Annotated in this window: 11 protein-coding genes; all 11 read left to right on the top strand. The window is 65.3% G+C overall.

Annotated elements, in window-relative coordinates; all coding sequences use genetic code 11:
* Nucleotide 1: 1 nt before the first annotated feature.
* The 11 genes from RQP53_RS01525 to RQP53_RS01475 all read left to right on the top strand — a co-directional run bounded on the left by RQP53_RS01525 (nt 2) and on the right by RQP53_RS01475 (nt 14,239).
* A complete protein-coding gene (locus RQP53_RS01525; protein WP_315648210.1) occupies nt 2-1,534 on the top strand; it encodes a TIGR03016 family PEP-CTERM system-associated outer membrane protein in 1,533 nt (510 codons plus the stop codon).
* Nucleotides 1,535-1,554: 20 nt separating this feature from the next.
* The gene (locus RQP53_RS01520) at nt 1,555-2,652 is read left to right on the top strand and encodes an XrtA/PEP-CTERM system-associated ATPase (RefSeq protein ID WP_315648209.1); all 1,098 of its coding nucleotides are present in this window, start codon (nt 1,555-1,557) and stop codon (nt 2,650-2,652) included.
* A gap of 2 nt (nt 2,653-2,654) precedes the next feature.
* Nucleotides 2,655-3,551 carry an XrtA system polysaccharide deacetylase gene (locus tag RQP53_RS01515; protein ID WP_315648208.1) on the top strand — a complete coding sequence of 299 codons (897 nt, stop codon included), beginning with the start codon at nt 2,655-2,657 and terminating at the stop codon, nt 3,549-3,551.
* A complete protein-coding gene (locus RQP53_RS01510) occupies nt 3,552-4,598 on the top strand; it encodes a FemAB family XrtA/PEP-CTERM system-associated protein (RefSeq protein WP_315648206.1) in 1,047 nt (348 codons plus the stop codon). It begins immediately after the preceding gene.
* A gap of 4 nt (nt 4,599-4,602) precedes the next feature.
* Nucleotides 4,603-5,799, top strand: coding sequence for a TIGR03087 family PEP-CTERM/XrtA system glycosyltransferase (locus tag RQP53_RS01505; protein ID WP_315648205.1), 1,197 nt, complete (start codon nt 4,603-4,605; stop codon nt 5,797-5,799).
* Entirely contained in the window at nt 5,796-7,370 is a 1,575-nt protein-coding gene (gene xrtA / locus RQP53_RS01500; protein WP_315648204.1) for an exosortase A, read from the top strand. Before RQP53_RS01505 ends, xrtA begins: the two co-directional genes overlap by 4 nt.
* 75 nt (nt 7,371-7,445) lie before the next feature.
* Nucleotides 7,446-8,726, top strand: coding sequence for a nucleotide sugar dehydrogenase (locus RQP53_RS01495; RefSeq protein ID WP_315648202.1), 1,281 nt, complete (start codon nt 7,446-7,448; stop codon nt 8,724-8,726).
* A 29-nt stretch (nt 8,727-8,755) separates the two neighbouring features.
* On the top strand, nt 8,756-9,940 hold the full coding sequence (locus RQP53_RS01490; RefSeq protein WP_315648201.1) for a TIGR03088 family PEP-CTERM/XrtA system glycosyltransferase: 1,185 nt from the start codon (nt 8,756-8,758) through the stop codon (nt 9,938-9,940).
* A gap of 5 nt (nt 9,941-9,945) precedes the next feature.
* Nucleotides 9,946-11,901: an XrtA/PEP-CTERM system amidotransferase gene (locus tag RQP53_RS01485; RefSeq protein ID WP_315648200.1), complete on the top strand. Its 1,956-nt coding sequence runs from the start codon at nt 9,946-9,948 to the stop codon at nt 11,899-11,901.
* A 2-nt stretch (nt 11,902-11,903) separates the two neighbouring features.
* Nucleotides 11,904-13,130: a TIGR04063 family PEP-CTERM/XrtA system glycosyltransferase gene (locus RQP53_RS01480; RefSeq protein WP_315649174.1), complete on the top strand. Its 1,227-nt coding sequence runs from the start codon at nt 11,904-11,906 to the stop codon at nt 13,128-13,130.
* A complete protein-coding gene (locus tag RQP53_RS01475) occupies nt 13,127-14,239 on the top strand; it encodes a glycosyltransferase family 4 protein (protein WP_315648199.1) in 1,113 nt (370 codons plus the stop codon). The genes RQP53_RS01480 and RQP53_RS01475 overlap by 4 nt, the downstream gene beginning before the upstream one ends.
* The last annotated feature ends 13 nt before the right edge of the window (nt 14,240-14,252 follow it).

Below are 14,252 nucleotides of genomic sequence, written 5' to 3'. Positions count from 1 at the left end.
GATGCATGGGAAGCGTGTCGGCAGCGCGGTGCTGCTTCGTGTGACTGTGGTCGGCTTGGCTGGGCTGCTGGCGCATGCTGCGCAAGCCCAGGTTCAGGGCGTGCCCGCGCGTGCCTTCACCTGGGCGCCTCATGTGGCGGCCACCACCACGGTGACGGACAACCTCAAGCTGCGCGATGCCGAGAAGGATGGCGCCGTGATCCTGCAGGTGGCGCCTGGCATCAGTGTGCAGGCCAAGAGCCCGCATCTGAAGGGGACGCTGGACTACTCGATCAATGCGCTGATGTACGGCAAGACTGATCGCAGCGGCCAGATCCAGCAGCAGCTGGCGTCGCGGGCCACGGCGGAGTTGGTCGACAACATCTTCTTCGTTGACGGCACGGCCACCATCTCTCAGCAGACGGTGTCGGCCCAAGGCGTGCAAAGCAGCAGCAACCTCAATCCCACCGGCAATCGCACTGAAGTCGGCAGCCTGGCGCTGTCGCCCTATGCGCGCGGCCGCCTGGGCGAAGTCGCCAATTTCGAGACCCGTGTCAACGTCAGCGAGACGCGGGCCAAGGACACGATTTTTGGTGACAGCAGCAGCAAAGGTGCCAGCCTGGTCGTCAATGGCAGCGGCCAGAAGGTCTTGAACTGGTCGGCCACCGTTGCCACGCAAAAGGTCGCGCCCAAGGCGGGGCGCGAAACGCTGAACGACAGGTTGTACGCCGCGCTGCTCTACAAGCCGGATATCGACGTGAACCTCTCGGTGCGCGGTGGCAAGGAGCGCACCAACTACACCAGCACAGATCCAGTGTCGAGCAAGACCTATGGCGCCGATGCGCAGTGGACGCCAACGCTGCGCACCAAGTTCAGCCTGGGCTGGGATCACCATGCCTACGGCAATTCGCATTCCCTGTCTTTCGAGCACCGGATGTCGCGTTCGGTCTGGCGCTATTCAGACTCGCGCAGCGTTGACAACGGCGGCGGCCAGCAGGGTGTGGGCGGGCGCAGCAATTTCGACATGCTGTATTCGCTGTTGACCAGCATCGAGCCGGATGCCGCGGCGCGCCAGAAGCGCACCAACGAGATGCTGCAGCAGTACGGCCTCAGCGCCGATGCGATTGCCACGCCGGGCTTCCTCACCGCGGCGCTGACCATTGCACGCCGGCAGGAACTCTCCTTTGCGCTGGAAGGTTTGCGCAATGCGCTGACCGTCCAGGGCTCGCGGACCAGCAATACCCGATTGGGTGCCTTGAGCTTGCTGGACGATGGACTGGGTGGTGCCTCCGTGGTGCGCCAACTGGGCTTGAATGTGAATCTGGCCCACAAACTGGCTGCCGACTCCTCGCTGAGCCTGCTGTGGGTGTATCAGCGTTCCACCTCCGATCTGCCGAGTGCCACCAGCACGCTGCGTTCGTTGAGCGCGGCCTGGACCGGCCGCCTGGGCAATCGCACCTCTTTGGCGCTGGGTGTTCGGCATGCCGAATTCGACAGCACGACCGCCCCCTATACCGAGAATTCGGTGTACGGCACGCTGCAGCAGCAGTTTTGACAGAGCATTGAGCGCCGTCCATGTATGAAGCGTTTTACGGGCTGAGCAGCAAGCCCTTCCAGCTCAGCCCAGATCCCAGTTTCTACTTCGGTAGCAAGCAGCACCGTCGTGCCAAGGCCTATCTGGACTATGGCGTGCTGCGCAATGATGGCTTCATCGTCATCACCGGCGAGGTCGGCGCGGGCAAGACGACGCTGCTGCGCGGCCTGCTGGACAGCCTGAACCGCAGCAATGTGGTGATTGGCAATCTGGTCACCACCCAGCTCGATGCGGAAGACACGCTGCGCATGGTCGGCGCCGCCTTTGGTGTGCGCGTCAAAGACCTGCCGAAGTCCGAGCTGCTGATGACGCTCGAGGCCTTCTTCGTCAACCAGACCACGCAGGGCAAGCGCTGCCTGCTGATCGTCGACGAGGCCCAGAACCTCAGCGCTCGTGCGGTCGAGGAGCTGCGCATGCTGTCGAACTTCCAGTTCGGCAACCAGTCGCTGCTGCAGACCTTTCTGGTCGGCCAGCCCGAGTTCCGTGCCATCCTGCAGCGGCCGGAGATGGAACAGTTCCGTCAGCGTGTGGCGGCGACCTGCCATATCGGCCCGCTGGACGAGGAAGAGACGCAGCGCTACATCGAGCACCGGCTGAAGTGCGCCGGTGGCAGCGGCAAGCCAACCTTTGATGCCGAGGCCTTTGTGGCAATCCACAAGGCCAGCAACGGCATTCCACGGCGCATCAACTCGCTGTGCGACCGCCTGCTGCTGCTCGGCTTCATGGGCGGCAAGACGCACCTGACGCTGGCCGATGTCAACGAGGTGCTGAAGGACATGGCGCAGGAGTCCGAGGTGCCTGCCGCCTCGCGTCCGGCGCCGCTGTACAGCGATTCCGAGCTGGGCCGCGGCAGCGACGTCGGCGGCGGGGTCGATATCGATGTTTCGCGCCTGCGCATCCGCGCCGCCGAGGCCGATGCCATTTCGGCCCAGTTGGGCAGCCTGAGCCAGGATCATCACACCGACCGTCTGCAGCGACTGGAACGCAGCCTGATGCGGCTGGAACGCATCAATCTGCAGACGCTGACGCTGCTGCAACGGCTGGTGGAAGCGGCCAAGTCCCATGGCGGTGAGTCTTGAACATGAAGAGCAGTACGCCGATCAATGCGATGACGATTGACGTGGAAGACTACTTCCAGGTCTCGGCCTTCGCGCCCTATATCAAGCGCAGCGATTGGGAAGCCCGCGAATGCCGGGTGCCACGCAATGTCGGCCGCATTCTGGATCTGCTGGCCAAGCATGACACCCGCGCCACGTTTTTCACGCTGGGCTGGGTGGCCGAGCGCTTTCCGGCACTGGTGCGCGAAATTGTTGCCCAGGGGCATGAGCTGGCCAGCCACGGCTATGGCCACGAACGTGCCAGCGATCTGAGCCCCGAGGCCTTCCGCAAGGACATCGTCGACGCCAAGGCCATCCTCGAAGACCTTGGCGGCCAGCCGGTGCTGGGCTACCGGGCGCCCAGCTTCTCCATCGGCGAGGGCAATCTGTGGGCGTTTGACGAGCTCGCCGCGGCTGGCTATCGCTACAGCTCCAGCGTCTACCCGATCAAGCACGACCATTACGGCATGCCCGATGCGCCACGCTTTGCCCACGAGGTGAGGGCAGGGCTGATCGAGATTCCGGTGACCACGCTGCGTGTGATGGACCGCAATCTGCCGTCCAGCGGCGGTGGCTATTTCCGGCTGCTGCCGTATGCGCTGTCGCGCTGGATGCTGCGCCGCGTGAATGCGCAGGATCAGCAGTCGGCGGTGTTCTATTTCCACCCCTGGGAGATTGACGTCGAACAGCCGCGCATCGCCGGCATCGATGCAAAGACGCGCTTCCGCCACTACGTCAACCTCGCCCGCACCGAGGCCCGCATCGCACACCTGCTGCGCGATTTCCGCTGGGGGCGCATGGACGACATCTTCCTGCCCGAGCGTCAGGCGCTGGCTCCCGCGTCGGCCCATCCGGTTCATCTGGCTCAGGCGGCACACTGAATGCAAGCTACGCTGACCGTCAAGCGCCTCGCCGCGCAGGACTCGACCGCCGCTGCGCGTTGGGACGCTTTTGTGCTGGCCCAGCCGGCGGCCACCTTCTTCCACCGTGCCGGTTGGCAGCGCGTGATCTCGCGCGTGTTCAAGCACGATTGCCATTACCTCTATGCCGAGCGTGGCGGCGAGATCGTCGGAGTGCTGCCGCTGGCCCATGTGAACAGCTGGCTGTTCGGCAACTCGCTGGCGGCCTTGCCCTTTGCCGTCTATGGCGGCGTTGTGGCGCTGGACGAAGCCGCCGCGACGGCGCTGGAAGCCGAGGCTGATCAGTTGGCCCAACGCCTGGGCGTGGCCCATCTCGAATACCGCAATGTCGAGCCGCACCATGCGGACTGGCCCAAGCAGGATCTCTACGTCACCTTCCGCAAGGAAATCCTGCCCGAGGAAGAAGCCAATATGAACGCCATCCCGCGCAAGCAGCGGGCGATGGTGCGCAAGGGCATCAAGAATGGGTTGATCAGCCATGTCGACACCAACGTCGATCGCTTCTTTGCCGTCTATGCCGACAACGTTCACCGCCATGGCACCCCAGCCATGCCCAAGGCCTTCTTCCAGGCCTTGATGGACGAGTTCGGTGCCGACTGCGAGGTCCTGACCGTCACCGATGCCCAGCAGCAGGTGCTGTCCAGCGTGCTGAGCTTCTATTTCCGCGACGAGGTGCTGCCTTACTACGCCGGCGACTACCCGGCAGCGCGTGACTTGGCCGCCAACGATTTCAAGTACTGGGAACTGATGCGCCGCTCCTGCGCCCGCGGCCTCAAGGTGTTTGACTACGGCCGCAGCAAGCAGGGCACCGGCCCCTATGCTTTCAAGAAGAACTGGGGCTTTGAGCCGACGCCGCTGCACTACGAGTACCGCCTCTACAAGCGCGACAGCGTGCCGCAGAACAATCCGAGCAATGCCAAGTACAAGTTGCTGATCGCCACCTGGCGCAAGCTGCCGCTGTCGGTCGCAACCTGGCTGGGCCCCTTCATCGTGCGCAATCTCGGTTGAGGCTATGGCCAAGATCCTCTACCTGGTTCACCGCATTCCTTATCCGCCCAACAAGGGCGACAAGGTGCGTTCCTACCATCTGCTCAAGCATTTGGCGGCGCGGCACCAGGTCTGGCTGGGCAGCTTTGTCGACGACCCCGATGACTGGCAGCATCTGCCGCGGCTGCAGCCCCTGGTGGCCGATATGCATCTGGCTGCGCTGCATCCGCGCCAGGCCAAGCTGGCCAGCCTGCGCGGCCTGCTGACCGGCGAAGCGCTGAGCCTGCCCTACTACCGCAACGCCGGCCTGTCGGCCTGGATCAAGCAGGTCTGCGCGCGCGAGCAGATCGATGCGGTGGTGGTGTTTTCGTCGACGATGGCGCAATACGCGACGGGGCTCGGCCTGCCCGTGCTGGTCGATTTCGTCGATCTGGATTCGGCCAAGTGGACCGAGTACGGCGCCAAGCATGGCTGGCCGCTGTCATGGCTGTATGCCCGCGAGGGCGAGAAGCTGCTGGGCTTTGAGCGCGCCGTGGCGGCGCAGGCGCGTCACTCCTTCTTCGTCACGCCGAAGGAAGTGCAGCTCTTTCTTGATGCGGCGCCTGAAGCGGCAGGTCGGGTCGATCCGCTGTGCAATGGCGTCGATGCCGAATTCTTCTGCCCTGATCCGGCGATGGCCTCGCCTTTCCCTGCCGGCACGCTGCCGCTGGTCTTCACCGGCGCCATGGACTACTGGCCCAATGTCGACGCGGTGAGCTGGTTTGTGCAAAGCAGCCTGCCGGCGCTGCGCGCGCGCTTCCCGGCGCTGCATTTCTACATCGTCGGCCGCAGCCCGACGCCGGCCGTGCAAGCGCTGGCCGGCGAGGCGGTCACGGTGACCGGCACCGTCGATGATGTGCGCCCCTATCTGCAGCATGCGGCCGCGGTGGTGGCACCGCTGCGCCTGGCCCGTGGTATCCAGAACAAGGTGCTGGAGGCCATGGCCATGGGCAAGGCGGTGGTGGCGGCGTCGAGCTGTGTTGGCGCCATCGATGCCGAGGCTGGTCGTGAGCTGATCGGCGCCACCGAGGCCGAAGACTATGTGGCCGAGGTCGAGCGCCTGCTGGCCGATCCGGCCCGCAGCCAGGCCATCGGACAGGCGGCGCGCCAGCGGGTGCTGCAAAGCTACAGCTGGGACGCGCATCTGTCCGGGCTGGACCGCTTTCTGGAGCAAGCTGCATGAAGCGCCTGCCTGCCGCCTGGCAGCCCAGCGTCGTTGCGGCGCTGATCCTGCTGACGCTGTTGTCGCTGCTGTTTGGTGGCTCGGCGGTCGATATGTTCGAGATCTGGATGCGCTCGGAGACCTTTGCGCATGCCTTTGTCGTGCCGCCGATTTCGATCTGGCTGATCTGGCGCAATCGTGCCGAATGGCTGCAGCAGGCGCCCCGCCTGTGGTGGCCGGGGCTGCTGCTGCTGGCCGCCGGTGCGCTGGCCTGGATGGCCGCGTGGCTGGGTTCGGCCAATGTGGTGATGCAGTTCAGCTTTGTCTTCATGCTGATCGCCGTGCTGCTGGCCAGCTTCGGGCCAGCGGTGTGCAAGGCGTTTGCCTTTGCGCTGGGCTTTCTGTTCTTTGCGGTGCCGGCTGGCGAATTCATGCTGCCGACGCTGATGTCTTTGACGGCCGATTTCACCGTCGTCGCGCTGCGCTTCACCGGCATTCCGGTCTATCGCGAAGGGCTGAGTTTTGTCATTCCCTCGGGCAGCTGGTCGGTGGTCGAGGCCTGCAGCGGCATTCGCTATCTGATCGCTTCGGTGATGGTCGGCACGCTGTTCGCGTACCTGAACTTCAACAGCCTGCGCCGCCGCATGGTCTTCATCGCGGTGGCGACCTTTCTGCCGCTGCTGGCCAACTGGGTGCGCGCGTATCTGATCGTGATGATCGGCCATCTGTCCAACAACCAGCTGGCCACCGGCGTGGACCACATCGTTTACGGCTGGGTGTTCTTCGGCATCATCATGCTGGGCATGTTCAGCATTGGCGCTCGCTTCGCCGATCCGGTGCCCGATCCGGTGCCGCCTCGACCCATGCCTGATCTGCCTCGCCAGATGCCTGGCGTGGCCACCTTGCTGCTCGCGCTGCTGGTCGGGGGCGGCATGGCGGGTCTGAAGCAATGGTCCGAACGCATTGCGGCGCGGCCGCTGAGCGGCGGCGACGTCAGTCTGGTGCCGGCCGATTTCGCGGCCCAAGGTTGGCGGCCTGTTGCCAACAGCCTGGGCTGGACGCCCAAGGCGGAATCGCCCAATGCCGAGCAGCTGCAGTGTTATGCCAAGGGCGAGCAATCCGCCTGCCTCTACCTGGCCTATTACCGCAACCAGGCCGGCGAGCGCCGGCTGCTGGGCATGCAAAGCATCGTCCCTGGCGGCGGCGAGCATGGGCCCTGGACCCTGCTCGGCAGCCGCGCCCATGAGATCGACCTGGCCGGTAGTGGCGTCAGCCTGGAACTGCGTGAAATCCGCGGTGCCCGCGATTGGGCGGCGCTGGAGCAGCCGCGGCTGCTGGTGGCACAAACCTTCTGGGTCAATGGCCGGCTGATGCGTTCGGAAACGCGCGGCAAGCTCTATGGCGCGCTCGACCGGCTGTTCGGCCGCGGCGACGATGCCGCGCTGCTGCTGGTCTTCATGCCCATGCGCCAGGGCGAGAACACCCAGCAGCTGCTGGACGGCTTCTTGAAGAACAACCTGACTGGCTGGGCCGGGCAACTGGCCCAAACCAAGGCGCGGGCCGAGGCGGCCGGCACGAACACGATGAAGTGAAGCCCGCTGCCTGGCCGACAAAGGCCTGGCAGCTGCGATGACATGACAGCGATCAACGAAGAAAAGGGAACTGAAATGACGACGGTAGCAGTGATTGGCCTGGGCTATGTGGGCCTGCCGCTGGTGGTGGAGTTCGGCAAGCAGATGCGCACCATCGGCTTCGATATCGCGACGTCCAAGGTGGAAGCCTGCCAGCGCGGCACCGACCCTTCGCGTGAACTGAGCGATGAGCAGGTGCAGGCTGCCACGCAGGCCGTCTACACCGCCGACCCCAAGATGCTGGCCGAGGCCGACATCATCATCGTCGCCGTGCCCACGCCGGTCGACGAAGCCCACATCCCCGACTTCAAGCCGCTGATCGGCTCCTCCACCAGCGTCGGCCGCCACATGAAGAAGGGCGCCATCGTCGTGTACGAGAGCACCGTCTACCCCGGCGCCACCGAAGAGGTCTGCATCCCGGTGCTGGAGCGTGAATCGGGCCTGAAGTGGAAGCAGGACTTCTTCGTCGGCTACAGCCCCGAGCGCATCAACCCGGGCGACAAGGAACACACGCTGACCAAGATCCTGAAGATCGTCTCCGGCGACACGCCCGAGACGCTGGACGCGGTCGCCAAGCTCTACGAGCGCATCATTGTCCCCGGCGTGCACCGCGCCTCCAGCATCAAGACGGCCGAGGCCGCCAAGGTGATCGAGAACACCCAGCGCGATCTGAACATCGCGCTGATGAACGAGCTGGCCATCATCTTCGACAAGATCGGCCTGGACACCTCCGAGGTGCTGGAAGCCGCCGGCACCAAGTGGAACTTCCTGAAGTTCAAGCCGGGTCTGGTCGGCGGCCACTGCATTGGCGTCGACCCCTACTACCTGACCCACAAGGCCGACATGCTGGGCTACCACCCGCAAGTCATCCTGGCCGGCCGCCGTATCAACGACAGCATGGGCAAGTTCGTCGCCGAGCAGACCATCAAGCAGATGATTGCCGCCGGCTGCGCGATCAAGGGCGCCCGCGTCAACGTGCTGGGCCTGACCTTCAAGGAAGACTGCGCCGATCTGCGCAACTCCAAGGTGATCGACATCATCCGCGAGCTGCAAAGCTATGGCGTTGAAGTGACCGTAACCGACCCCGATGCCGATCCGGAAGAGGCGGTGCACGAGTACGGCGTGCGCACCGTCAGCTGGGCCGAGCTGCCCAAAGCCGACGCCATCGTCGCGGCGGTGGCGCACAAGGGCTACAAGGCTCTGAGCGTGGCCGAGATCAGCGACAAGCTGGTGGCCGGCGGCGCCTTCATCGACGTCAAGGCTGCGTTCGACCAGGCTGCGCTGGAAGCGGCAGGCCTGCGCGTCTGGCGTCTGTAAGCATCGATCCGGAGCGCAACGGTCAAGGCATGGAGAAGCGAGCGGATTCACGGCCCCTGGTGCTGCACGTCGTCTATCGATTCGATACCGGCGGGCTGGAGAACGGGGTCGTCAATCTGATCAACCGCATGCCTGGCACGGCCTACCGCCATGCGGTGCTGGCCCTGACCGAGGTGACCGGCTTCAAGACGCGGGTGCTGCGCGAGGACGTCGAGTTCCATGCGTTGCACAAGCCGCCGGGCCACGGCATCTGGCTCTATCCCAAGCTGTACCGGCTGTTCCGCCAGCTTCGGCCCGCCATCGTCCACACCCGCAATCTGGCCGCACTGGAATGCACGGTGCCGGCCTGGGCGGCAGGCGTGCCGGTGCGCATTCATGGCGAGCATGGCCGCGATGTCGACGACCTGGATGGCAGCAACACCCGCTACCAGCGCATGCGCCGGCTCTACAGCCCCTTTGTGCATCGCTATGTGGCGCTGTCGCAGGATCTGGAAGGCTATCTGCGCGACAAGGTCGGCATCAAGGCCGAGCGCATCGTGCAGATCTACAACGGCGTCGACACCGCTCGCTTTGCGGCACGGGCGCAAAAGCCGGCGCTGCCCGACTGCCCCTTCGATCCGGCCCGGCATCTGCTGATCGGCACCGTCGGTCGCATGCAGGCGGTCAAGGACCAGCTGAGCCTGGCCAAGGCTTTTGCGGCGCTGCTGCAGGCCGAGCCGACGCTTCGTGAGCGGCTGCGGCTGGTGATTGTGGGCGACGGGCCGATGCGCGCCACCGTGCAGGGCTGGCTGCAGGCGCAGGGCCTGGCCGATCTGGCCTGGCTGCCCGGTGATCGCAGTGATGTGGCCACGCTGATGCAGGCGATGGACATCTTCGTGCTGCCCTCGCTGGCCGAGGGCATCTCGAACACGATTCTGGAAGCGATGGCCGCCGGCCTGCCGGTGCTGGCCAGCCGGGTCGGGGGCAATGCCGAATTGCTGGAGGCGGGCGAGACCGGCTTGCTGTTCGAGGCGGGCGATGTGGCCGGACTCACGACCGCGCTGCAAACGGTGATCACTGATGAAGCCCGGCGCGAGCGCATGGGCCGACTGGGCCGAGAGCGTGCGCTGCGCCGCTTCAGCCTGGACAGCATGGTGGCGAACTACCAGTCGCTCTACGACAATGAGCGCATTCAGCGGGGCTCTCCGGGCCTCGCTCAACCGAACAAGAGCTGAACAGCATGTGTGGAATCACCGGCATCTTCGACACGCGGGGCGAGCGCGCGATCGACGAGCAGCGCCTCAGGCGCATGAACGACTCGCAATGGCATCGCGGCCCGGACGAGGGCTCGGTCCATCTGGAGCCCGGTGTCGGATTCGGCCATCGCCGGCTCTCCATCATCGATATCGCGACGGGCCAGCAGCCGCTGTTCAATGAGGATGGCACCGTGTCCATCGTCTTCAACGGCGAGATCTACAACTACCAGTCGCTGATCCCCGAGCTGCAGGCGCTGGGCCATGTGTTCCACACCAAGAGCGACACCGAGTGCATCGTCCATGCCTGGGAAGCCTGGGGCGAAGACTGCGTGCAGCGCCTGCGCGGCATGTTTGCCTTTGCGCTGTGGGATCGCAACCAGCAGTGCTTCTTCATGGCCCGCGACCGCATGGGTGTCAAACCCATGCACTACGCGCTGCTGGACGACGGCCAGCTGTTGTTCGGCTCGGAACTGAAATCGCTGCTGGCCCATGGCGGCATGAAACGCGAGCTCGACCCGCTGGCGCTGGAAGAGTATTTCGCGCTGGGCTATGTGGCCGAGCCGCGCTGCATCTTCAAGCAGGCACGCAAGCTGGCCCCGGGCCACAGCCTCTTGATCCGCCGCGGCCAGCCGATCGGCGAGCCCAAGCAGTTCTGGGATGTGCGCTTCACGCTGGACAGCAAGATCAGCGCGGAGGAGGCCTGCGAAGAGCTGCAGCGCCAGCTGCGTGAGTCGGTGCGCCTGCGCATGATTGCCGAGGTGCCGCTGGGTGCCTTTCTGAGCGGCGGTGTGGATTCCAGCGCGGTGGTCGCCACCATGGCCGGCCTGAGCGACACGCCGGTCAACACCTGCTCGATCGGCTTTGACGACCCGGCCTTCAACGAGAGCGAGTTCGCCAAGACGGTGGCCGATCGCTACAAGACCAACCACCGGCTGGAGATCGTCAAGAGCGACGACTTCGATCTGATCGACACGCTGGCGCTGCTCTACGACGAGCCCTATGCCGACAGCTCGGCGATCCCGACCTACCGGGTCTGCCAGCTGGCCCGCAAGCATGTCACCGTGGCGCTGTCCGGAGACGGTGGCGACGAGACCTTTGGCGGCTACCGCCGCTACCGCCTACATCTGATGGAAGAAAAGATGCGTTCGGCGCTGCCCGATGGTCTGCGCAAGCCGCTGTTCGGTTTCCTCGGCCGCGTCTATCCCAAGGCCGACTGGGCGCCGCGGATGTTCCGTGCCAAGACGACGTTCGAAGGCATGTCGCGTGATTCCGTCGAGGGCTATTTCCACTCGATCTCCATCATGCGTGGCCCGATGCGCGAGCAGCTGTTCAGCCCGCGCTTCAAGGCCGAGTGCGCCGGCTATTCGGCGCTGAACGTGTTCGAGCAGCACGCCGCCCGCGCCGGCACCGATGATCCGCTGGCGCTGATCCAGTACCTGGATATCAAGACCTATCTGGTCGGCGATATCAACACCAAGGTCGACCGCGCCAGCATGGCCCATTCACTGGAGGTGCGCGAGCCCTTGATGGACCATCAGCTGGTCGAATGGCTGGGAACGCTGCCCTCCGATCTGAAGGTGCGCGGCAACGAGGGCAAGTACCTGCTGAAGAAGGCGATGGAGCCGATGTTGTCCGACGACATCCTCTACCGCCCCAAGCAGGGTTTTGCTGTGCCGCTGGCACGGTGGTTCCGCGGCCCGCTGAAGCAGCGCGTGCGCGAGGCGGTGCTGGGTCCACGCCTGGCCGAGACCGGCTGGTTCAACCGCGAGTACCTGGAGCATCTGGTTGATGCACACCAAAGCGGCGCGCGCGACTACAGCGCACCGCTGTGGACCTTGCTGATGTTCGAAGCCTTCCTGCGCAAGGTCTATGACGCCGGCCTCGAGCAACCGGGTTTGACGCAACACATCCAACAACAAGAAGCGGCGGTGGCGACATGAGCGTGCGCGTCCTGCATGTGCTCGATCATTCGATCCCCCTGCACAGCGGCTATACCTTTCGAACCCTGTCGCTGCTGAAGGCGCAGCGCGAGCTTGGTTGGGACACCTTCCACATCACCAGTCCCAAGCACCAGGCCGGGCAGGGCAAGGGCGCGACCACGGCCGCCGAAGAGGACGTGGACGGCTGGCATTTCTATCGCAGCGCGCCGCCTGCGCCAGGTGGTCTGCCGGGCCTCGGTGAGCTGCGCCTGATGAAGGCCCTGGAGCAGCGCCTGCAGCAGGTGGCCGAGCAGATCAAGCCGCAGGTGATCCATGCCCATTCGCCGGTGCTCAATGCGCTGCCGGCGCTGCGCGTGGGCAAGCGGCTCGGCATTCCGGTCGTCTACGAGGTGCGTGCCTTTTGGGAGGACGCCGCGGTGGACCACGGCACCACCACCGAAGGCAGCCTGCGTTACCGCCTGACCCGCGCGATGGAGACCTATGCGCTGAAGCGGGTCGACCACGTGTTCACCATCTGCGAGGGCTTGCGCGCCGACATCGTGGCCCGCGGTTTGCCCAAGAGTAAGGTCAGCGTGATCCCGAATGCGATCAATCTGTCTGACTTCGAGCTCGGCAAACCGGCCGATGCCGAATTGCTGGCCAAGTGGGGCTTGACCGGCGCCACCGTGCTGGGCTTCATCGGCAGCTTCTACGCCTACGAAGGCCTGGATCTGCTGCTGGCCGCCTTCCCCAAGCTGCTGGCGGCAAGGCCCGAGCTGCGCGTGCTGCTGGTCGGCGGCGGGCCGCAGGAGCAGGCGCTCAAGGCGCAGGCCCAGGCGCTGGGCATTGCCGACAAGGTGGTGTTCACCGGCCGCGTGCCGCATGCGGAAGTGAACCGTTATTACGATCTGGTCGATCTGCTGGTCTATCCGCGTCATCCGATGCGGCTGACCGAGCTGGTCACGCCCTTGAAGCCGCTGGAGGCGATGGCGCAGGGCCATCTGCTGGTGGCATCCGATGTCGGCGGCCATCGCGAGCTGATCGCTGACGGCAAGACCGGCCATCTGTTCAAGGCCGGCGACGCCGATGCGCTGGTGACCACCGTGCTGCGCGCGCTCGCCGGCCGCGAGCATTGGGACGCGATGCGTGCCGAGGGCCGCCGCTTTGTTGAAACCGAGCGCAACTGGACGCGTTCGGCCTCCGGCTATATCGAGCCCTACAAGGCCTTGCTGGCGGGGCCGCGCGGATGAGCTTTGCGGGCATGCGCATCGGCCTGGTTGGCCCGCTGGCGCCGCCGGCCGGCGGCATGGCGCTGCAGACGGCACAGCTGGCCGATCTGCTGCGCGGCGAGGGCGCCGAGGTCGAGATCGTGCAGACCAACCGGCCTTATCAACCGGCCTGGGCTGGGCGCTTGCCGGTGATTCGTGCCTGGTTCCGCCTGCTGCCCTATCTCTGGCAGCTTTGGACGGTAGCGGGGCGCAGCACGGTGATGCACATGATGGCCAATTCCGGCTGGTCCTGGCATCTGTTTGCCGCACCGGCGATCTGGATGGCGCGCGTGCGCGGCACGCCGCTGGTGGTGAACTACCGGGGCGGCGGGGCGGCCAGCTTCCTGCAGCAGTCGGCCCCCAGTGTGCGGGCGACGATGCGCCGCAGCGCCGGGCTGATCGTGCCCTCGGGCTTTCTGAAACAGGTGTTTGCCGAGCATGCCATCAGTGCCAGCGTGGTGCCCAACATCATCAATCTGAGCCGCTACAAGCCGGCGCAGCAAGCGGTGCCGGCGAGCGAGCCGCACCTGATCGTCACCCGCAATCTGGAAGACCTTTACGACAACGCCAGCGCCATCCGCGCGCTGGCGATTGTTCGCGAGCGCCATCCGCAGGCGCGGCTGACGCTGGCCGGCACCGGGCCGGAGCTGGCGCGGCTGCAGGCGCTGGCGGGCGAGTTGGGCCTCGCCGACGTCGTGCGCTTTGCCGGGCGGCTCGAACGCGAGGCGATGGCGGGGCTGTATCAAAGCGCCAGCGTCATGCTCAACCCCAGCCTGACCGACAACATGCCCAACTCAGTACTGGAGGCCCTGGCCAGCGGTGTGCCGGTGGTCAGCACCGATGTGGGCGGCGTGCCTTATCTGCTTGAGCATGAGCGCACCGGCCTGCTGGTCAAGCCGGCTCAGCCGGCTGAACTTGCCGCTGCAGTGCTGCGGGTGCTGGACGATGCGGCACTGCGCCAGCGCTTGGTCGAGCAGGGCCTGGCCGAGGTCGAACGCTACACCTGGGCGCGCGTGGCGCCGCTGCTGCTGCAGAGCTATCAACAGGCTTGCAATGGCAGCAGCACCCGCTCTGGATTGAAGTCTGCCTGAATCGTCTGCCCAA

The sequence above is a fragment of the Roseateles aquae genome, from assembly GCF_032337115.1.
In the GTDB taxonomy this organism is placed as follows: domain Bacteria; phylum Pseudomonadota; class Gammaproteobacteria; order Burkholderiales; family Burkholderiaceae_C; genus Roseateles_C; species Roseateles_C aquae.
This window is presented reverse-complemented; position numbering and strand designations above follow the sequence as displayed.